21 protein-coding genes are annotated in these 20212 nt (G+C 72.6%); 16 read left to right on the top strand and 5 right to left on the bottom strand.

Translation table 11 applies throughout. The features are described from left to right. From ACWDEW_RS07995 to ACWDEW_RS08010, 4 genes are read left to right on the top strand one after another with little or no spacing between them, the layout of a single operon-like run. Positions 1-960 carry an FAD:protein FMN transferase gene (locus tag ACWDEW_RS07995; protein WP_450510656.1) on the top strand — a complete coding sequence of 320 codons (960 nt, stop codon included), beginning with the start codon at positions 1-3 and terminating at the stop codon, positions 958-960. After that, complete coding sequence (locus tag ACWDEW_RS08000; RefSeq protein ID WP_450510658.1) at positions 957-1538, top strand: ferric reductase-like transmembrane domain-containing protein; 582 nt, start codon at positions 957-959, stop codon at positions 1536-1538. The genes ACWDEW_RS07995 and ACWDEW_RS08000 overlap by 4 nt, the downstream gene beginning before the upstream one ends. Next, on the top strand, positions 1535-2755 hold the full coding sequence (locus ACWDEW_RS08005; RefSeq protein ID WP_450510660.1) for an NADH-ubiquinone oxidoreductase-F iron-sulfur binding region domain-containing protein: 1221 nt from the start codon (positions 1535-1537) through the stop codon (positions 2753-2755). The genes ACWDEW_RS08000 and ACWDEW_RS08005 overlap by 4 nt, the downstream gene beginning before the upstream one ends. Position 2756: 1 nt before the next feature. Next, positions 2757-2966, top strand: coding sequence for a ferredoxin (locus ACWDEW_RS08010; RefSeq protein WP_450510662.1), 210 nt, complete (start codon positions 2757-2759; stop codon positions 2964-2966). A 141-nt stretch (positions 2967-3107) separates the two neighbouring features. Here ACWDEW_RS08010 and ACWDEW_RS08015 read toward each other — a convergent pair whose 3' ends face one another. Beyond that, positions 3108-3356, bottom strand: coding sequence for a hypothetical protein (locus ACWDEW_RS08015; RefSeq protein WP_381244407.1), 249 nt, complete (start codon positions 3354-3356; stop codon positions 3108-3110). Between the two features lie 190 nt (positions 3357-3546). Further along, entirely contained in the window at positions 3547-3969 is a 423-nt protein-coding gene (locus ACWDEW_RS08020) for a helix-turn-helix domain-containing protein (protein WP_450510664.1), read from the bottom strand. A gap of 361 nt (positions 3970-4330) precedes the next feature. On the opposite strand from ACWDEW_RS08020, the gene ACWDEW_RS08025 reads away from it, so the two are divergent. Genes ACWDEW_RS08025 through ACWDEW_RS08040 form a run of 4 tightly spaced genes read left to right on the top strand, consistent with a single transcriptional unit; the run spans position 4331 to position 6943 of the window. Continuing rightward, on the top strand, positions 4331-4915 hold the full coding sequence (locus tag ACWDEW_RS08025) for an RNA polymerase sigma factor (protein ID WP_450510666.1): 585 nt from the start codon (positions 4331-4333) through the stop codon (positions 4913-4915). Further along, positions 4912-5796 carry a BN159_2729 family protein gene (locus tag ACWDEW_RS08030; RefSeq protein WP_450510668.1) on the top strand — a complete coding sequence of 295 codons (885 nt, stop codon included), beginning with the start codon at positions 4912-4914 and terminating at the stop codon, positions 5794-5796. Before ACWDEW_RS08025 ends, ACWDEW_RS08030 begins: the two co-directional genes overlap by 4 nt. Next, complete coding sequence (locus ACWDEW_RS08035) at positions 5793-6341, top strand: WhiB family transcriptional regulator (RefSeq protein WP_450510670.1); 549 nt, start codon at positions 5793-5795, stop codon at positions 6339-6341. The genes ACWDEW_RS08030 and ACWDEW_RS08035 overlap by 4 nt, the downstream gene beginning before the upstream one ends. Positions 6342-6370: 29 nt before the next feature. Further along, on the top strand, positions 6371-6943 hold the full coding sequence (locus ACWDEW_RS08040; RefSeq protein ID WP_450510672.1) for a hypothetical protein: 573 nt from the start codon (positions 6371-6373) through the stop codon (positions 6941-6943). A 167-nt stretch (positions 6944-7110) separates the two neighbouring features. Here ACWDEW_RS08040 and ACWDEW_RS08045 read toward each other — a convergent pair whose 3' ends face one another. The 3 genes from ACWDEW_RS08045 to ACWDEW_RS08055 are packed head-to-tail and all read right to left on the bottom strand — an operon-like array spanning position 7111 to position 9038. Next, positions 7111-8001, bottom strand: coding sequence for an aminoglycoside phosphotransferase family protein (locus ACWDEW_RS08045; RefSeq protein WP_450510674.1), 891 nt, complete (start codon positions 7999-8001; stop codon positions 7111-7113). A gap of 51 nt (positions 8002-8052) precedes the next feature. Then, positions 8053-8517 (bottom strand): ferritin-like domain-containing protein, encoded by a 465-nt coding sequence (locus tag ACWDEW_RS08050; protein ID WP_450510676.1) that lies wholly within the window; start codon positions 8515-8517, stop codon positions 8053-8055. Continuing rightward, positions 8514-9038, bottom strand: a complete 525-nt coding sequence (locus ACWDEW_RS08055) for a hypothetical protein (protein WP_450510678.1) — start codon at positions 9036-9038, stop codon at positions 8514-8516. The genes ACWDEW_RS08050 and ACWDEW_RS08055 overlap by 4 nt, the downstream gene beginning before the upstream one ends. Before the next feature lie 204 nt (positions 9039-9242). Here ACWDEW_RS08055 and rimP point away from each other — a divergent pair, with 204 nt between their 5' ends. The 8 genes from rimP to ACWDEW_RS08095 all read left to right on the top strand — a co-directional run bounded on the left by rimP (position 9243) and on the right by ACWDEW_RS08095 (position 20151). After that, complete coding sequence (rimP, locus tag ACWDEW_RS08060; protein WP_450510679.1) at positions 9243-9761, top strand: ribosome maturation factor RimP; 519 nt, start codon at positions 9243-9245, stop codon at positions 9759-9761. Between the two features lie 2 nt (positions 9762-9763). After that, on the top strand, positions 9764-10762 hold the full coding sequence (gene nusA / locus ACWDEW_RS08065; RefSeq protein ID WP_019074814.1) for a transcription termination factor NusA: 999 nt from the start codon (positions 9764-9766) through the stop codon (positions 10760-10762). Positions 10763-10852: 90 nt separating this feature from the next. Then, a complete protein-coding gene (locus ACWDEW_RS08070; RefSeq protein WP_450510682.1) occupies positions 10853-11131 on the top strand; it encodes a YlxR family protein in 279 nt (92 codons plus the stop codon). A gap of 146 nt (positions 11132-11277) precedes the next feature. Beyond that, the gene (gene infB / locus ACWDEW_RS08075; protein WP_450510684.1) at positions 11278-14451 is read left to right on the top strand and encodes a translation initiation factor IF-2; all 3174 of its coding nucleotides are present in this window, start codon (positions 11278-11280) and stop codon (positions 14449-14451) included. Positions 14452-14588: 137 nt separating this feature from the next. Further along, a complete protein-coding gene (locus ACWDEW_RS08080) occupies positions 14589-14882 on the top strand; it encodes a DUF503 domain-containing protein (protein ID WP_450510686.1) in 294 nt (97 codons plus the stop codon). A gap of 38 nt (positions 14883-14920) precedes the next feature. After that, a complete protein-coding gene (gene rbfA, locus ACWDEW_RS08085; RefSeq protein WP_362973204.1) occupies positions 14921-15364 on the top strand; it encodes a 30S ribosome-binding factor RbfA in 444 nt (147 codons plus the stop codon). Continuing rightward, positions 15361-16266 (top strand): tRNA pseudouridine(55) synthase TruB, encoded by a 906-nt coding sequence (truB, locus tag ACWDEW_RS08090; RefSeq protein ID WP_450510688.1) that lies wholly within the window; start codon positions 15361-15363, stop codon positions 16264-16266. Before rbfA ends, truB begins: the two co-directional genes overlap by 4 nt. 270 nt (positions 16267-16536) lie before the next feature. Then, positions 16537-20151, top strand: coding sequence for a trypsin-like peptidase domain-containing protein (locus tag ACWDEW_RS08095; RefSeq protein ID WP_450510690.1), 3615 nt, complete (start codon positions 16537-16539; stop codon positions 20149-20151). The last annotated feature ends 61 nt before the right edge of the window (positions 20152-20212 follow it).

Consider the following 20212-nt stretch of genomic DNA (forward strand, 5'->3'; position numbering starts at 1 on the left):
ATGACCACAACGACCCTGCGCAGGACGGCCGCCGCCGACTGGCGCGCCCTGGGGACCAGCGTCCGGCTGGTCGTCACCGACCCGGCCCTGCTGGACTCCTGCAACCTGCTCCTCGCCCGGCACCTCGCCGAGGTCGACGCGGCCTGCAGCCGGTTCCGCGCCGACTCCGAACTCGTCGCCCTGGACGCCGCGTCGGGCCGCCCGGTCACCGTGAGCCCACTGCTCGCCGAAGCTCTCGCGGTCGCCCTGCGCGCCGCCGAGGCGACGGACGGAGCGGTCGACCCGACCGTGGGCTCGGCGATGAACGCCATCGGCTACGACCGCGACTTCACCCTCGTCCGCGAGGACGACCGCCCGGTCCGGCTCACGGTGAAGCGCGCCCCGGGCTGGCGCCTGATCGACCTCGACCGTACGACGGGCACGGTCACCGTCCCGGCCGGTGTCCGCCTCGACCTCGGTGCCACGGCGAAGGCCTGGGCCGCCGACAAGGCCGCGGCGATGCTGGCCGAAGTGGCGGGCTGCGGAGTCCTGGTGAGCCTGGGCGGCGACACGGCCGTCGCGGGGGAGCCCCCGGCCGGCGGCTGGAACATCCGCGTCCAGGACGTCACCGGTTCCGTCGACCAGACGCCCACGGACGGCACGTACGCCACGATCGGCCTGCGTTCCGGCGGCCTCGCCACCTCGGGCACGGGCGCCCGCAACTGGCGCCGCAGCGGCCACGAACTGCACCACATCGTCGACCCGCGCACCGGCCTCCCGGTCCGCAGCCCCTGGCGCACGGTCTCGGTCGCCGCGGCGACGAGTGCCGACGCCAACGCGGCGAGCACGGCGGCCATGGTCAAGGGCGCGGGCGCCGAACGCTGGCTGACCCGCCTCGGCCTCCCGGCCCGCCTGGTCGCCCAGGACGGCACGGTCGTCACGACCCCGGGCTGGCCCACCTCCCTGGTGGCCGCCGCATGAGCTCCGAGATCCTCTGGTACGCCAACCGCGCCACCGGAGCCGTCTGCCTCGTCCTGTTCACGGTCGTGGTCCTGCTCGGCATCGCGGTCCGCCTGCGCACCCGGCTCCCCGGCCTGCCCCGCTTCGGCACGGTGAACCTGCACCGCAGCCTCTCCCTCTCCGCGACCGCGTTCCTGGCCCTGCACATCGCGGTGGCGGTGATCGACGGCTACGTGAACATCGGCGTCCTCGACGCGGTGGTCCCCTTCGTCTCCGGCTACCAGCCGCTCTGGCTCGGCCTCGGCACGGTCGCCCTCGACCTGCTGCTCGCGGTCCTGGTCACCAGCCTCCTGCGGGAACGCCTCGGCCACCGCACCTGGCGGGCGGTCCACTGGCTGGCGTACGCCTCCTGGCCCGTCGCCCTGATCCACGGCATCGGCATCGGCACGGACACCGGAACCGACTGGATGACCTGGCTGACCGTGTCCTGCGTGGCCACCGTGGTCGCCGCCTTCGGCATCCGCCTGGCCCACTCCGCCCGCGCCGCCCGCCGCACCCCCGCGGCCCTGCTCCGCACCGCCGAAGGAGCCCGCTCATGACCACCACGGCCTTCACCGACGTCTACATGTCCCCCCGCCTCCTCGCCCCGGGCAGCACTGCGGCCGACCTCGCCACCCACGAACAGCGCTACGGCCCACTGTCGTACGGCGATCCGGACGCCCTCCTGAGAACCGTCGCCGAATCCGGTCTCACCGGACGCGGAGGCGCCGCGTTCCCGACGTACCGCAAGCTGGTCGCGGTGGCCGACGCGAGCCGTCGCACGGGCCGCGCCCCCGTGGTCGTGGCGAACGGCGCGGAGGGCGAACCGGCCGGCCGCAAGGACAAGACACTCCTGCGCCTCTCACCCCATCTGGTGCTGGACGGGCTGCAGTTGGCGGCCAGGGCTGTCGGCGCGGGGGAGGCCCACCTGGCGGTGGAGGACGGCGCGTCCTACCTGGAGTCGGCCCTGGCCCAGCGGAACGACCCGCTGAGTGTGAAGGTGGTCCGCCTCCCCAAACGCTTCCTGTCCGGCCAGGCCTCGGCGCTCGCCCAGTACGTCTCCGGGAACGCCCCGCTGCCCCGCCACCAGCAGCCGCCGGTCCGCGAACGCGGGGTGCGCAAGGCGCCGACGCTCGTGCAGAACGTGGAGACCCTGGCCCACCTCGCACTGGTCGCCCGCTACGGCGCCGACTGGTTCCGCAGCGCGGGCACCCCCGCCCAGCCCGGCAGCACGCTCTGCACCCTGCATGTGCCGGGCCGTGAAGTCCGGGTGGTGGAAGCCCCGTTCGGACTCCCGTTGGACCGTCTGCTCCCGCTCCAAGGCATGTCGGCGGTCCTCGTCGGCGGCTACCACGGCACCTGGATCCCGGTCGCCGAAGCAGCCCAACTCACCCTGGACGCAACGTACTTGGGGGCGGGCGTCCTGGCCGCCCTCCCCGCCGACCGCTGCGGAGTGGCCGAAACCGCCCGCGTCCTGCGCTACTTGGCCCTCCAGTCGGCCGGCCAGTGCGGTCCCTGTCTGAACGGCCTGCCGCGCATCGCCTCGGCGTTCGGCACCCTGGCCACTCCCGGCCCCCAGTCCACCACCCGTCAGGACGTGGCCCGTTGGTCCGGCCTGGTGGAGGGCCGGGGCGCCTGTCACCACCCCGACGGCACGGTCCGCCTGGTGCGCAGCGCGCTCACCACCTTCGCGGCCGAACTGGACGCCCACGCAAGGGGTTTGTGCACGGCGACCGACCGCACCCCCTTCCTCCCGATCCCGAACGAGGCCCGCTGACATGGACCAACAGCTCGACATCGACTGGACGGCGTGCCAGGGCCACGGCCTGTGCGCGGAGCTGCTGCCGGACCACATCACCATGGACGAGTGGGGCTATCCCCTGGCCGGGGACACCCGCATCCCCGCCCGCACGGTCAGGCGCGCCCGCAGAGCCGCCGCCGACTGCCCCGTCCTCGCCCTCAAACTCACGCCGACTCCGGCGGCCTGACGTCCACCGGAACCGGCGGCCGGGGCAGCCTGGGGCCGCGGAGGCGGCGTGATTCGCCCTTGACAGTGCGTACTTGAGTGCGAGGTGTCCGTCCGGCCCCCTCGCCGGCGCCGGTTCAGGCGCCGACGGGCTCACGGGAAATCAGCAGACCTCGGCGGTGACCAGCTCGCGCAGGAGCAGCTCGCGCGGGAGTTCCACCGGCATCCCGCAGAAGCATCGGAGCAGGCTGCCGTGCGATGCGGGGGCACCCAGGTCGATCATCAGGATGTCCCGTACTTCCCGGAGTACGTCACTCGGCTGGAAGCCCTTGGCGACACGGATGACGACCTCGTCCGGGTCCCATGTCGCGATTTCAGGCAGATTGTCCGCTAATGAAATGTGGATGCACACAACTGTCTCCCCAGGGATGCACAACGACGCGAGTGATCCGCTCCGGGAGGTCAGCGGTTGACCGATGGTATCCATGGCCGTCGGAGGCTGGGAGAGTTTCGGTCATATTCACTCGTGCGGGGTGTATCGCCTTTCCCTGTGCGTCGGGCGCCGGCATCGCCGTGAGGGGCCGGGGCGGAGGTCGCTGACCTCACGTGATGCGGCTGACCTGGAGCATAGCCTCGGCATCCTTGATGAGTGCGCGCTGACGTGCCTCCGGCAATTGCCGGTACAGCTTGAGGAGTCGCGCCTCCCGCTCGTCCGCGCTGGGCCCGGGTGCGGGGCGGCCCACCGCTTCGAAGAACTCGCGCGGGGTCGTCCGCACGCCCCAGCCGCGGAACACCTCCACCATGGCCCGCAGCCTCTCCGGGTCGATGCGAGAGGTGCCGCGGGTCCGGTTCATCCACGCGTTGAGCGTCGGATACGAGATGCCCGCTGCCGATGCCAGGTCCTTCTGGGTCTTTCCCGGGGCCTGTGCCAGGAGGTGTTCGAGCAGAGCCGTCAGGTCTACGTCCTGACGGGCCGGATCGTTGCCGGGTTCTTCGTCTCCTCGGCGGCTTTGCTGGTTTGTCACGCAACAGAGGATCCGGCATCGCTATCTACAAGCGCAAGTAGATCGCAGACCGGCAATTCGGGCTTCTGGTGCACGCCGGAGCGCTATTGCGGTTGTTCCACCGTAAATGCGCGGGTGTGCGCCCGCGTGCTCCCGTCGCGGGAGCGGGCCCGCTCCTTGCGGTCCGTGCATAACTTGACACTGTATGCATCTACGTGAAGACTGTAGATATCTCCGGAGGCGGACCCCGATGCCCGGCGGTGGGGTCGCATAGCGGTGTCCATGCCGCACGACCGTCGAGATAATCTACATCTACATGAATATTGAAGATGTGGGGTGCCGTCGCTCCACACCCCGAAAGACGTCGACGGGAGTACCCATCGTGTTCGCACCGAACAACGGCACGTCCGCACCGGACGGTCCGGAGCCCGAACTGGTCGCCCGGGCCCGCGCCGGCGACCGGGAGGCGTTCGCCGCCCTCTACTTCGAGCACTACCACCTGGTGTACGGCTTTCTGCTCGTCCGTACGCGCAACAGACACCTGGCCGAGGACCTGACCCAGGAGGTGTTCATCCGCGCACTGCGCCGCATCGACGTCTTCACCTGGCAGGGCACGGCGTTCGCCGCCTGGCTGATGACCATCGCCAAGAACCTCTACCTGGACGAGCTCGGCCGCGGCTGCACCCGGCTGGAGACCCCGGTCGCGGAGTTCCCGGAGTCGCAGACGCCCGGCCGCAGACAGGAGTCGCCCGCCCTGCGCGAGCTGGAGGCGGTCGAGGCCCACGAGACGGTGCGTACCGCCCTGCACACCCTCAACGACCAGCAGCGGCACTGTGTGCAACTGCGCTTCCTCCACGAGCTGACACCGCAGGAGACCGCCCTGGAGATGGGGCGGAGCGTCGGCGCGGTCAAGGCGCTGACCCACCGGGCGCTGCGCAAGCTGCGCTGGACGGCGGTGGGCGCGTGAACAGGAGCCTTCCCCACGCCGCCCGCGTGATCCGCACGGTGCTGCCGACCGTCCGCACCGAACAGGCGGTGGCCGTCGCGCACGCGCTGGACTCGGCCCGCCTCCTCGTCGATCCGGAACGCTCCTTCGGTGTGGTGCTGAGCCGGAGGCCGGACGGCGGCTGGGCCCGCGCCGCGCGGCCGGTCACCGAACTGGAGCGGCAGGCCATGAGCTGGGACGCCTCCTGCGAGCGGGCGCGTCATGCCGCCCGCACCATCGAGCGATACCTCGACAGCCACCCCGGTCCGCACGCCGTCCGCGTCGAGGGCGACCGGGTGCGGGTGCTGCTCCGCATCGAGGACCTCGCCCAATGGGCGCGCTGGTGCTCGTACTTCGGCATCACGGTGGTCGGCGAGCGGACCGAGCCCCACACCCTGACCGGCGAGGGAGAACTCGACGGCGTCCGGGTGACGGTGATGGTCCTCGGCACCCCCACGGCACCACCGGAGCCGGCGCCGGGCGCGCACCAACGTCCGTTCCGGATCGGCGAGATCCTGTACGACCTGGCCCTGCCGCAGCGCGACGGACACGGGGACGTCTGGTACTTCCAGGGCTACCGGACCAGCGACGGCATGCCCCTGATGTCTCTCGACGGCAGGCCCGAGCGCTGCTCCCTCGCCAATGTGGCCGCATACCTGGGGCCGTTGTCGCCGGAGCGGCCCGACGGCGACGGCCCGGCTGTCGGTCCGGCCGCCGGCCCGGTGCGGACCTCGGCGACGCCGCCCGAACCGGCCGTACAGCGGATGCTGCCGGAGCAGGGGCACCGGCCGGCCTGGGCGCAACGGCCCGTACCGCTCGTGCCGTCGGGACTCGCGGCGGGTCCGGAGGGGCCGGACCGATGAGCGCCGGTCGGTCGAGGGGGCCGACCCGCGCCGGGGGAGGAGCGGAGGAGGGCACCCGGGCATGGGAGGCGAGAGCCGCCTGCCGTCACCAGGACGCGGAGCTCTGGTTCTCCCGCCGGTCCTCGTCCACGGCCGTGTCCATCTGCGCGGCCTGCCCCGTACTGGCCCAGTGCCGGGCCGCCGTACTCAAACGCGAGAAGGGACTGCCCAAATGCCATCGCGACGGTGTCATCGCCGGTCTGACCGGAGCGCAGCGCTACGCCCTGGAGTGCCAGGCCGATCCGTCGCCGCCCGCCGAACTCGCGGCACCCCGCGTCCCGCCCGGTGTGCCGCGAGGGCAGCTCGCCCCGTGCGGCACCCGGGCGGCATACCAACGGCATCTGCGCCTGCGGGAGCCCGTCGACGAGGCCTGTCGTCTCGCCAACGCGCGGAGCGCCAGCACATACCGACGCACCGGCTCCACCCGCGGCCGGACCGACGACTCCCGAGCCCGCGACCACCTGTGGGGCGCGGCCGGGACGAGCAGCGGTCCGCCCCGGGAGTGATTCCCCGTTCACCGCCACCGGAGTACCTCATGCCCGCACCTTTGACGATGCCCCTGCCCGAAGAGCCCGTGTCCGGCGGCTCGGAGGCTCGCGGCACCCGGCCCGTCGGCCGCACGGCCGCCCTGCTCCGCCTGCTCAGGCCGCGCGGGCGTGCCCGTCGGCAGGAGGCCGCCCTGTGTCACCGTCTCTCCGTGGACCTCGACGGCTGCCGGAAGGAACTGGCCCGCTGGCAGCGCCACACCGACTCCTTCGAGCGGGAGCTGACCCGTGTCTCCTTCGAGCGCGCCCACCTCCTCGCCTGGCTGGCGGCGCTGCACCCGTCGAGCGCGGCCATCAGTCCGGCCGTCGGCGGCAGGCACCTGCTGAGCCTCGTGGCCGGGGACCGGCAGTTGTCCTGGTGGCTGCTGCCGAGGGACCTTCCGCTCTTCGGACACGTCCGGCGCGTCGAGCACACCGCCCACCACCTGCGACGCGACGGCCCCGCCGCCCTGGAGCAGGCCGCCCACATCCGCAGTCACACCCGCCTGCTGGCCATGGAGGGAGCCCTGTTCGCCGCACCCGTCCGACAACAGCCGCAGGCGCGGCCCCCGACCGAGCGCTGACACGGCACGGGACGGCCTCCCGGCTGCCCCGCGAAACTCCGGTTGGCAGGCTCGGGAGGCACGTCGGCCGGACCCACGGCGCTCCCCTGCGAGGACCCTCCAGCAGGGGAGCGCCGTCCCCTCCGCGGCACGCCACGGGGACGGCCCGGCCTCCGCCCGCGATGCGGCTACAGCCAGCCCGCGAACTCCAGCAGCAACTCGGCGTCCGACGTCCGTCCCACGCGGCGCGCCCGCACCCCCGACTCCACCGCCCGGAACAGCGTCCAGCCACGCAGCCGTTCCTGGTCCACCTCCAGCGACTCCGCGAGCCGCTTGATCCGCCGCCTGGTGGTGGCGGCCCCCGAAGGCGTGGCGATCAGATCCTCCACCCGGTCCCGCACCAGCCGAGCCAGATCGAACGCGCACTCACCCACGACAGGATCCGGCCCCACCGCGAGCCACGGCACCCGGTCACCGGCCAGCACCTTGCTCTGCCGAAACGTCCCGTGCAGCAACCGCGCCTCAGGAGGCGCGGCCAACAACTCGTCCCGGGCGTCCAGGGCCGCCGAGACCAGCGAAGCGACCTCCGGGTCACTGCCCCGCATGGCCGCGGCCTGCCGCCCCGTCCGCTCGGCCACGGTCTCGAAGACGTGCCCGGCCGGCGGTTCGACCCACAGCCGCCGCAACGTCCCCGCCGCCTCCAGCAACGCCTTCGCCTCCGGCAACGACCGCACCGACACATCCGGATGCAACCGCTCCAGCACCAGCACACCTTCACCGGCAGCCGCCTCGACCAGCTGCACGGCCCCCCGCCCACCCCAGTGCGCGAGCGCGGCCCGCTCGCTCTCCGGCCGGGCCCGGCGCGGGGCCAGCTTCAGCACCGCAGGGGTCCCGTCGGCCCGCCGAACCAGCACGACCAGGCTGCTGCGCCCACCGGGCACCTGCACCCGTTCCACAGTCAACTCGCGTAGATCAACGGCCTGTTGGGCCACCTCGGGCAGCTTCTCCAACCAGTCGTCACCGCTCGGTGCCGTCTCACCGAGCGCCCTCACCAGACGCTGCGGCGGTTCGAAAGCCATGCGCGAGTTGTTCCCTTCCTGCCGTACTGCCGTCCTGCGTCCCCGTGCGGATCACGCCGTGGGTGTCGCCGGGGCCGTGGGGGTCGCGGCCCGCTCGGCGAGACCTGGGAAGGGTACGCTGCCGCCGCGCCAGCGCACCGCCCGGACCGCCGCTTCCCGCAGCGCCTCCGCGGCCGTGCCGCGCACCCCGCCGGTCGACGCCCGCACCAGGTCGGAGTAGACCCCGGCGACCCGTTCCTCCAGCTCCGCGGCGAGTTGTACGGCGGCGGCCGAGTCCGGCACCGGGAACGGCAGCGCGTACGCGGCCGACGCGGCCACCGGCTTGCCGCCGAGGTCCCGCACTTCCCGGACCAGGGCGTCCCGCCGGGCCCGGTGCCCGTCGTAGGCGGCCTTGGCCTCGGTGCGCCGGCCCTCGCGGATACGGCCGCCGACCACGCCGTAGCCGTAGACCGCCGCGTGCTCGGCGGCCAGCGCCGCCTGGAGTGCGGTCAGTTCCGCGGCCTTCTCGTCGCTCACTTGGCATCCTCCGTCAGCAGATACGCGTGCCCGGCCCCGGCCGCCGCCACCGAGGCCAGCAGCCGGGCCAGCTCGCCCGGCACGTCGAGCAGGGCCTTGGCCCGCTTGTCGGCGAGGCTCCGCTCGGCCGCCGCCAGCCCGGCCAGGGCCTCGTTCGCCGTCGCGGGCACGGCGGAGGCCGAAGCCGATGCCGTCGGCGCGGCAGTGGTCGTAGAAGAGGGCGTGGAACCGCTGCCCCCGAAGGCCGTCGCGTGCCGGACGACCTCCGCGCGGAGCGGGTCTAGGCGGTCCGCGAGGGTCGGGTGGGCGGCGAGGACCGCGTCGTACCGCTGGAGCAGGGTCTCGCTGTCGGCGGCGGCACGCGCGCGTGCGCGTTCGGCGGCCGAGGGGCTGTCCGCGGTGTTCTCGGAGTCGTCACCGTCGGTGGAGCAGCCCACCAGGAGCGCGGCTCCGGCGGCCGAGGCGAGCAGGCTCCTTCTGCGCGGTCCCGTGAGGGTGCGCGGAGGTGGGGGGAACGGCACGGCGGATCGTCCTCGGGGGCTCGTACGAACGAAAACACGGGAAGGGCTGCGCGCCCGTGATCACGGTACCCGCGCACCCGAACCCTGCCAGTCACCGGCACCGGTCTGTCCGCAGGTGGACGGCAACACACCCCGGGACCGGATACCCTTTGAGCAGACACGCGCCCTACCCACAACAGCACACGCGGCCGAGGAGTCACCCGGATGAGCACGACCCAGAGCGAGAGGCTGCGAGTACTGCTGGAACCGCTCGTCAGCTCCCAGGGACTCGATCTCGAAGAGGTCGAAGTGGACTCGGTCGGACGTAAGCGGGTGCTGCGCGTGGTCGTCGATTCCGACACGGGTGCCGATCTGGACCAGATCGCGGATGTGAGCCGCGCGCTCTCCGCGAAGCTCGACGAGACCGACGCGATGGGCGCGGGCGAGTACACCCTTGAGGTCGGGACCCCCGGTGCCGAGCGCGAGCTCACCGAACACCGTCACTACGTGCGCGCCACCGACCGGCTGGTGAAGTTCCAGCTGGCCGAGAGCGGTGAGCTGGTCGCCCGGATCCTCGGCGTGGACGACGACGGCGTCGATGTGGAAGTGCCCGGTGTGAAGGGGCGCAAGCCCACCGCCAGACGGCTCGCTTTCGCGGATGTCGTCAAGGCCCGCGTCCAGGTCGAGTTCAACCGTAAGAACAAGAGCGAAGACAACAACGAAGAGAACGCAGAGGAGGCGTAGCCGTGGACATCGACATGAGTGCCCTGCGGGGCCTGGTACGGGAGAAGGAGATCTCCTTCGACCTGCTGGTCGGAGCGATCGAGTCGGCCCTCCTCATCGCCTATCACCGCACCGAGGGAAGCCGCCGCCACGCGCGCGTGGTGCTCGACCGTGAGAACGGCCATGTGACGGTCTGGGCGAAAGAGGACCCCGAGGACCTGGAGGAGGGGGAGGAGCCGCGCGAGTTCGACGACACCCCGTCCGACTTCGGCCGGATCGCCGCCACCACCGCCAAGCAGGTCATCCTGCAGCGGCTGCGGGACGCCGAGGACGAGGTGACGTTCGGCGAGTTCGCCGGCCGTGAGGGCGACATCGTCGCCGGTGTGGTCCAGCAGGGCCGCGACCCGAAGAACGTGCTCGTCGACATCGGCAAGCTGGAGGCCATCCTGCCGGTGCAGGAGCAGGTGCCGGGTGAGGAGTACCCGCACGGGCTGCGGCTGCGGTCGTACGTCGTCCGGGTGGCGAAGGGCATGCGCGGTCCGTCCGTGACCCTCTCCCGTACGCATCCCAACCTGGTGAAGGCACTGTTCGCCATGGAGGTGCCGGAGGTCGCCGACGGGTCGGTGGAGATCGCCGCCATCGCGCGCGAGGCCGGCCACCGTACGAAGATCGCCGTCCGCTCCACCCGCAGCGGCCTGAACGCCAAGGGCGCCTGCATCGGCCCCATGGGCGGCCGGGTGCGCGCGGTGATGGGGGAGCTGCACGGCGAGAAGATCGACATCGTCGACTGGTCCGACGACCCGGCCGAGATGGTGGCCAACGCGCTGTCCCCGGCGCGGGTCTCCAAGGTCGAGGTGGTGGACCTCGCGACCCGCTCCGCGCGCGTGACGGTGCCGGACTACCAGCTGTCGCTGGCGATCGGCAAGGAAGGGCAGAATGCCCGGCTTGCGGCCCGCCTCACCGGCTGGCGGATCGACATCCGTCCGGACACCGAACAGCCGTCCGACCAGCCAGGGGAATAGTTCTCGGCCGCCAGTGGCTTAGATCACGACAACAGCCGTTCGATTCTTGCCCCGAAGGGGTGAGGTCGGTGCGGGGAGGTAGACTTAGACGTGTCTGGCCGGACGCGAGCCCGCGCATGCCCTGAACGCACCTGTGTGGGGTGCCGGGAGCGAGCGGCCAAGAAGGAACTGCTGCGGATCGTGGCGGTCGAGGGCGAATGCGTCCCCGATCATCGCGGTACGCTGCCCGGCCGGGGCGCATATCTGCACCCCGCCCTGGTCTGTCTCGACCTGGCGGTACGCCGCCGGGCGTTCCCACGGGCGCTGCGTGCCCAGGGAACGCTCGACACAAAGGCGTTGCGTCTCTCCGTCGAGCAGGCAACACAGTAAGAGCGAGTCGTACGGAACCTCCGTGCGGCCCGGTATTCCGCGAGTTGGAAGTAGGTCGAGATTGCGATGAGCACTCGATGAGCACGCGATGAGTACGCCCATGAAGTAGCGACGGTCCGGACGCACCCGGACCTAAAAGGAGCGAAGTGGCTAAGGTCCGGGTATACGAACTCGCCAAGGAGTTCGGGGTGGAGAGCAAGGTCGTCATGGCCAAGCTCCAAGAACTCGGTGAATTTGTCCGTTCGGCGTCCTCGACGATCGAGGCGCCCGTTGTACGCAAGCTGACAGACGCCCTCCAGCAGGGCAGCGGAGGCGGCAAGCCCGCTCCCGCACGCAAGGCTGCCCCGGCCCGTCCGGGTGCCCCCTCTCCGGCGCAGGGTGCCCGTCCGGGCCCCGCCGCGCCGCGTCCGCCGGCCCCGAAGCCGGCTGTCGCCGAGAGCGCCCCCGCGGCTCCCGCAGCCCCGGCCGCGCCCGCCGCACCGGCCTCCACCGGCGGCCCCCGTCCGGGCCCGAGGCCCGCGCCGCGGCCCGCCCCGGTCTCGCCGGCGCCGACAGCGCCCGAGTTCACCGCGCCTCCGGCGGCTCCCGCGGCTCCGGCCGCCCCTGCCTCCACCGGCGGCTCCGGACCCCGTCCGGGCGCCCCGCGTCCGGCTAGCCAGGCCCCCCGTCCGGGCGCTGCCCGTCCGGCCGGTCCCGGCCAGGGCGGACAGGGTCGTGGCGACCGCCCCGAGCGTGGCGGCGAGCGTCCCGGTGCTCCGCGTCCGGGTGGCCAGGGCGCACGCCCCGGTGCTCGTCCGGCCGGTCCCCGTCCGGGCAACAACCCGTTCACCTCCGGCGGCTCCACCGGCATGGCGCGCCCCGGTGCGCCCCGTCCCGGTGCCCCGCGTCCCGGCGGCCAGGACCGCCCGGGTGGTGCTCCCGGCGGCGCCCCGCGTCCGCAGGGTGCCGGTCAGGGCGGTCCCCGTCCCCAGGGTGCTTCGGGCGGTCCGCGTCCCGGTGCTCCGGGCGGCGCGCGTCCGACCCCGGGCGGCATGCCCCGCCCGCAGGGCGGCGCTCCGCGTCCGGGCGGTGGCCCCGGTGGCAACCGTCCGAACCCCGGCATGATGCCGCAGCGTCCCGCCGCGGGCAGCAGTCCCCGTCCCGGTGGCGGCCCCGGTGGCCGTGGTCCCGGTGCCGGCGGCGGTCGTCCGGGCGGTCCCGGCGGCGGTCGTCCCGGTGGCGGCGGCGGCTTCGCCGGTCGTCCCGGCGGCGGCGGTGGCGGTTTCGCCGGTCGTCCCGCGGGTCCCGGTGGCGGTGGCGGCGGTTTCGCCGGCCGTCCGGGTGCTCCCGCCGGTGGCGGCGGTGGCCGTCCCGGCTTCGGCGGTCGTCCCGGTGGTCCGGGTGGCCGTGGTGGCACACAGGGCGCCTTCGGCCGTCCCGGTGGTCCCGCGCGTCGCGGTCGCAAGTCGAAGCGGCAGAGGCGCCAGGAGTACGAGGCCATGCAGGCCCCGTCGGTCGGCGGTGTGATGCTGCCTCGTGGCAACGGACAGTCCGTCCGTCTGTCGCGCGGTGCCTCGCTCACCGACTTCGCCGAGAAGATCAACGCCAACCCGGCGTCGCTCGTCGGCGTGATGATGAACCTCGGCGAGATGGTCACTGCCACGCAGTCCGTCTCCGACGAGACGCTGAAGCTCCTCGCGGACGAGATGAACTTCGTCCTGGAGATCGTCAGCCCGGAGGAGGAGGACCGCGAGCTCCTGGAGTCCTTCGACATCGAGTTCGGCGAGGACGAGGGTGGCGAGGAGTTCCTCGTCGCGCGTCCGCCGGTCGTGACCGTCATGGGTCACGTCGACCACGGTAAGACCCGACTGCTGGACACCATCCGCAAGACGAACGTGGTCGCGGGCGAGGCCGGCGGTATCACGCAGCACATCGGCGCGTACCAGGTCACGACCGAGGTCAACGACGAAGAGCGCAAGATCACCTTCATCGACACCCCGGGTCACGAGGCGTTCACCGCCATGCGTGCCCGTGGTGCCAAGTCGACCGACATCGCGATCCTCGTGGTGGCGGCCAACGACGGTGTGATGCCCCAGACGATCGAGGCGCTGAACCACGCCAAGGCGGCCGACGTGCCGATCGTGGTCGCGGTCAACAAGATCGACGTCGAGGGCGCCGACCCGACCAAGGTGCGCGGTCAGCTCACCGAGTTCGGTCTGGTGGCCGAGGAGTACGGCGGCGACACGATGTTCGTCGACATCTCCGCCAAGCAGGGTCTCAACATCGACCAGCTGCTTGAGGCCGTGGTCCTGACCGCGGACGCCTCGCTCGACCTGCGGGCCAACCCGGAGCAGGACGCGCAGGGCATCGCGATCGAGTCCCACCTGGACCGTGGCCGCGGCGCCGTCGCGACCGTCCTGGTCCAGCGCGGCACCCTGCGGGTCGGCGACACCATGGTGGTCGGCGACGCCTACGGCCGTGTCCGCGCGATGCTCGACGACAAGGGCGACAACGTGGAAGAGGCGGGTCCCTCGACCCCGGTCCTCGTCCTCGGACTCACCAACGTCCCGGGTGCCGGCGACAACTTCCTCGTCGTCGACGAGGACCGCACGGCACGTCAGATCGCCGAGAAGCGCGCGGCGCGCGAGCGCAACGCCAACTTCGCCCGGCGTGGAGTCAGGTTCTCCCTGGAGAACCTGGACGAGGCCCTCAAGGCCGGTCTGGTGCAGGAACTCAACCTCATCATCAAGGGCGACGCGTCCGGTTCGGTGGAGGCTCTCGAGTCCTCGCTGCTCCAGCTCGACGTCGGCGACGAGGTCGACATCCGCGTCCTGCACCGCGGCGTGGGTGCGGTCACCGAGTCGGACATCGACCTGGCGACCGGCTCCGACGCGATCGTCATCGGCTTCAACGTCCGCGCAGCGGGCCGAGCGGCGCAGATGGCGGAGCGCGAGGGCGTCGACGTCCGGTACTACTCGGTGATCTACCAGGCCATCGAGGAGATCGAGGCGGCCCTGAAGGGCATGCTCAAGCCGGAGTACGAGGAGGTCGAGCTCGGCACGGCGGAGATCCGCGAGGTCTTCAAGTCGTCCAAGCTGGGCAACATCGCCGGTGTCCTGGTCCGCTCCGGAGAGGTCAAGCGCAACACCAAGGCGCGCCTCGTCCGCGACGGCAAGGTCATCGCGGAGAGCCTCACCATCTCCGGTCTGCGTCGCTTCAAGGACGACGTCACCGAGATCCGCGAAGGGTTCGAGGGCGGTATCAACCTCGGCAACTTCAACGACATCAAGGTCGACGACGTCATCGCGACGTACGAGATGCGCGAGAAGCCTCGCGGCTGATCGTCACAGCACGCGATCGGGGCCGGTCGGCGGGAGCAGAATTCCGTCGATCGGCCCCGGCCGTTGCGTGTACGGTTCCTGTATCGGCGTCCGAGACCGGCGCCCGTACCCCGAACCGGCGGGACATCCGGACACACATGTATGTGGGGACTCTGTCCTTCGACCTGCTCCTCGGCGACGTCCACTCGCTGAAGGAGAAACGCTCTCTCGTCCGTCCGATCGTGGCCGAACTCCAGCGCAAGTACGCGGTGAGCGCGGCCGAGACGGGCAACCAGGACCTTCACCGCAGGGCCGAGATCGGGCTCGCGGTGGTCTCCGGGGACACGGGACACCTCGCCGACGTACTGGACCGCTGTGAACGGCTGGTCGCCGGGCGGCCCGAGGTGGAACTGCTCTCGGTTCGACGCAGGCTCCACAGCGACGAAGACTGAAGCAAGCAGCAAGCAGTAGTTACTAAGGAGACGGACCAGTGGCCGACAACGCGCGTGCCAAGAGGCTGGCGGACCTCATCCGAGAGGTGGTGGCCCAGAAGCTGCAGCGCGGGATCAAGGACCCGCGGCTCGGCTCGCACGTCACCATCACGGACACCCGGGTCACCGGGGACCTGAGGGAGGCGACCGTCTTCTACACCGTGTACGGGGACGACGAGGAGCGGGCGGCAGCCGCCGCCGGTCTGGAGAGCGCCAAGGGCGTGCTCCGCTCGGCCGTGGGTGCCGCGGCCGGCGTGAAGTTCACGCCGACCCTCACCTTCGTCGCGGACGCCCTGCCGGACACCGCCAAGACCATCGAGGACCTCCTCGACAAGGCACGGCAGTCCGACGAGAAGGTGCGCGAGGTCTCGGCGGGCGCCGCCTACGCGGGCGACGCGGACCCGTACAAGAAGCCGGACGACGAGGACGACGCCGCCGAATGACGCAGAAGACCCAGACGCCCGACGGCCTTGTCATCGTGGACAAGCCGTCGGGCTTCACCTCGCACGACGTGGTCGCCAAGATGCGCGGCATCGCCCGCACCCGCCGCGTCGGGCACGCGGGCACCCTCGACCCCATGGCGACGGGCGTGCTCGTCCTCGGTGTCGAGAAGGCGACAAAGCTCCTCGGCCATCTCGCGCTGACGGAGAAGGAGTACCTGGGCACGATCCGCCTGGGCCAGAACACCCTGACGGACGACGCCGAGGGCGAGATCACGGGGTCGGTCGACGCCTCGAAGGTCACCCGGGAGGCCGTCGACGCCGGGATCGCCAAGCTCAGCGGCGAGATCATGCAGGTTCCGTCCAAGGTCAGCGCCATCAAGATCAACGGCGTGCGCTCCTACAAACGGGCCCGCGACGGCGAGGACTTCGAGATCCCCGCCCGCCCCGTCACCATCTCCTCCTTCACGGTCTACGACGTCCGGGACGCCGTCGCCGAGGACGGCACCCCCGTCCTGGACCTGGTGGTCTCGGTGGTCTGCTCGTCCGGCACCTACATCCGGGCCCTGGCCCGCGACCTGGGCGCGGACCTCGGCGTCGGCGGTCACCTCACCGCTCTCCGCCGCACCCGTGTGGGCCCGTACAAGCTGGACTCGGCCAGGACCCTGGACCAGCTCCAGGAGGAGCTGACCGTGATGCCGATCGCCGAGGCCGCCGAGGCCGCGTTCCCGCGCTGGTCGGTGGACGAACGGCGGGCCAAGCTGCTGCTCAACGGAGTCCGCCTGGACATCCCCGAGGAGTACGCGGGCGTCGGCGCGGTCGGCGTCTTCGACCCCGAGGGCCGCTTCCTGGCTCTCGTCGAGGCGCAGAAGGGCAAGGCCAAGAGCCTCGCGGTCTTCGCCTGAGCGACACCCCCGGAGATTTCTCCGGGGGTCTCAACTCCCGCCCGTGGAGCGGCGGTCACGGGGTCCACGTTCCCGCCGCTCCACGGTCCCCCCTCGGTTCCCCCACCCCTAGGGTGTATCCAACGCTCCGCGTCTATTCACCCACCTGGGCAGGCGCTCGGAGTGAACCGAGGGAGCGGAAGGGGGCGCGTTCACCACGCGATCTGTCCCGCTGATCACGCCACGCCTACCGTCGAACACAGGGCAGCGGTACAGCGGGGAGGTTCGACCATGGTGGGACGGGGCCCGCGGCGATCCACCGGAGGCGATGCGACAGCGCCCCAAAGGGGCGTGGGGAACTGCGCGACCAGCCACGACGGCGCCGCAGATGAACGACGGCACATCGCGGCCCCAGCGGAGCGCCTCGTGCGGATCCGCGATCTGGCCGGACGTCCGCGCGGCACCGGATTCGTCGCCGACCACCACGGCACGGTGATCACCAGCCACGAGGCCGTCGACGGACTGGCCCGGCTCGTCCTGCACGCGGCCGGCGACCGCAGCTGCCTGGTGACCGCCGACGCGGTGACCCCACTGCCCGACCTCGACCTGGCCCTCGTGCGCACCGAGGGACTCGGCGTCGACCCGCTCCCCGTCACCGTCCGGGACCGGATCGGGACCGGCACCTACGTGCGGATCGCCGCGGGCTGCTGGCGCGAGGCCCGCGTCCTGGGCGCGACCTCCGTCACCTACACGGCCACCGACCGCTTCCATCTCCTCGACGACGCCCTGGAGTTGGCGATCGGCACATCCGGTCGGGACGCGCTGCGGCTGGGCGGGGGAGCGGCCGGCGGACCCGTCCTCGACACGGTGACCGGAGCGGTGGTCGCCGTCCTCGGCACGGCACTCCAGTCCGGGCAGCGGGACACGGGCTTCGCGGTACCCCTGCGCGCGCCCGACGGCCCACTGGCCGAACTCCTCGCCCGCAACGCGGCGACCGTGCCCGCGTACGGCGCCGACCTCAACCTGGCCGGTGTACTGGAACTGACGGCCACGTCGGTGGGCTCGGACGGCCCGCCCGGCACGCTCGCGGGCTTCGGCGGCCCCGGCCTCGACGGCCCGTCCATGCTTCGGCCGGTCGAACGCCCCTCGGTGGCAAGGGAGTTCGCCCGCTTCACCGCGAGCCCGGCCGCCGTACTCGGCCTCGTCGGGCCCCCGGGCAGTGGCCGTACGACGGAACTCGCGGCGTTCGCCGCCCGGCGCGGCGGCGGGGCGGAACCGGCGCCCACGCTGTGGCTGCGTGGCGCCGATCTGCGCGACGGCGACGCATCGGTGGCGGACGCGGTACGGCGGACGATGGAGCGGGCGGCCCGCATCCTGGCCGCGTCCGTCGCCCTGCCCGGCGGCCTCGGCGACGTCGGCCCCGATCGGCTGGCACGGGTCGCGCGCGAGGCGGGCAGGCCCTTGCTGTTGCTGCTCGACGGGCCCGAGGAGATGCCACCCGTGCTGGCGCACCGGCTGGACGCGTGGACCCGGGGGACGGGGGAGTGGCTGCGGGCGAGTGGGGCGCGGCTGGTGGTGGGGTGCCGGGCGGAGTACTGGGAAGGGGCGGGGTTTTCAAGGGAGTTGTTGTACGGAGGGTTTCCCCCAGAGGTGCCTGCGCCCGATGACGCGGGTCCGCATTCCTCAGCCCGTCCGGCGTTTGAGGACGAGGCCCTTTCGGGGCCGAAGCGGGGGTCTGGGGGCGCAGCCCCCGGGACGGCACTTCCAGCCTGCGTCCACCTTGGCGACCTGCGGGACGACGAAGCCCGCCGAGCCCGCGCAGCCTACGGCGTCCCCGAGGGCGCCCTCGCCGACCCCGACGCCCGTCACCCCCTCACCCTCCGCCTCCTCTCCGAGGTGCTCGCCGCGTTGCCCGCTGCCCCTGCTGCCCCACTTCACCGGGACGAGGTGTTCTCGGCCTACCTCGACCTCATGTGCCTCCGCATCGCCGTCCGGCTCGCCGCCGAGAACGGGCTGCGCGGCACCGCCGTACGACGCCTCGCCGCCAAGGTGTCCGGGCAGGTGCACGAAGCGGCGCGGCGCAGTCTTGGGCCGGGGCAGGGGGAGTTGGACCGGGAGGCGTTCGAGGCGGTGTTCCCGTGGGGGCCCGCACCGGCGCGGCTCGGCGGCGGTACCGGGTGGGCGTCCGCCGTCCTCACCGAGGGGCTTCTCGTGCCGGCCGGCAGTGGATACCGCTTCGCCCACGAGGAGTTGGCCGACTGGATCCAGGGCACGCACCTCGACCTCGACGAGGCACTGCACGCTCTCGTGCACCGCCCGCACACTCAGCGGGCCCCGCATCTCCTCCCCGTCCCGCACCACCGCATCGGCCCCGTCGTGCAGGCCCTGCTGCTCCTCGCCCGCGAGCACGGCACCGGTCAACTCGTCCTACGGCTGAAGGAGTTGGCGCGGGCTCTGGACGCCGACCCGCACTCCTGGTGGGCCGCTCGGCTGCTCGCCGGGGTGCTGGTACGGGTGCCCGACGCGACGCCGTACAGCGGCGTACTGCGGCTGCTCGCCGACGAGTTGGTGGGGTGGCGGCAGCAACAGGGCGATGTACCGGCGGAGTTCGGGCCGGACTTCTGGACCGCGCTGGCGTTGCCGGAGGCCGAGCGGTTCGAGCTGCTGCGGCGGCTGGTGCTCGCCGACGGTGCCCCGCAGGACGCCGTCGGGCCCCGATTCCTGGACGCCGCCGCCGAGTTGCTCGCCGCCGACCCCGCCGCCGTACAGCCGCTGCTGACCCGGTGGTTCGACGACGAGCGGCCGTTGCCCGCGACCCCGCACGCGACCGTGGCGACGGCCGCTCAGGCCCTGCTGCACACGCATCGGCGGCGGGCGCTGGACGATCTGACCGAGGTGCTGGTCGGCTGTGCGCACGGGCGGGCCGACGAACTCCTCGCCGTACTGGCCGAGGAGGAGCCGTCGGCCGTGTGCCGGGCCGTGGACCGGTGGGCGCACGACGAGCGGCCGGGGCGGCGGGTGGCGGCGGTGGCGTACGGGCTGCGGGCCGCACCGCACGTACGGACCGAGGCCGACCGTGAACTCCTGCGCTACGCGGCCCAGTTCCTGCTGGCCCGCCCCGCCGACCGCTCTCTGCACGGCGGCGCGCTCGCCCTCCTCGTCCGCGATCCGCACACCCGCTCCCGTCATCTCCCGCAGGCGCTGCGGCACTTCGCGTCCGGCGACCCGCAGTTCCCGCCGAGCGCGCTGGCCGCCGCCCTCACCACCCACTCCGACCCCGTCCTCGAAGCCTTCCGGGCCCGGCTGCACGGCCCGGACGCGGGCGAGGCGGTCCGCACGCTCGCCGACGTCACCACCCCCGCCCTCGCCCGCCGGGCCGCCGCCCTGGTGCGCGAGACCGTCGTACGGTGGCCGGAGACGGCGGCCCACCTCGGGGTCTACGTCGACCGGCGCCTCGACCGCGGCCCCACCGCACGGGCCGACCTCCTCCCCCTGGTCACCGGCCTGCTCGACGGCGGCCCGGAACCGGTGCGGACGGTCCTCGCCGCCGTGCTCGCCGCTCCCGGCACCCCCGCCTCCCGCCCGCTGCGCCGCGAACTCCTGGAGTTCCTGCTCGCGCACGAGCACGACCCCGCCGTGCTGGACGCCCTGCTGCACGCGGCGGCCCGGCGCGACGACGACGGGCTCCGCGACCTCGTCCACCGGACCGGCCGGCTGCTCGTCCGCACCCCCGCCGGAGCGACCCGCTTCGACCGCGGACTCGTCGACCTCGGCCGCCAGGTGCCGGGCTTCGCCGCCCTGATGGCCCGCTGGCTCGCGGACACCCCGGAGGACTGGGCCGCGGTGGTCGGACCCAGCACCCGGCGCATGATCGAGAACCTGGCCGGGGTGGGGGTTTCCGCCTAACGGTATTCGTACGTGCGCCCGGTCACAGCCTCCATGCCGATGCGGGGCGGAGGGCCCCGGC

It is taken from the genome of Streptomyces sp. NPDC001100 (assembly GCF_053598575.1).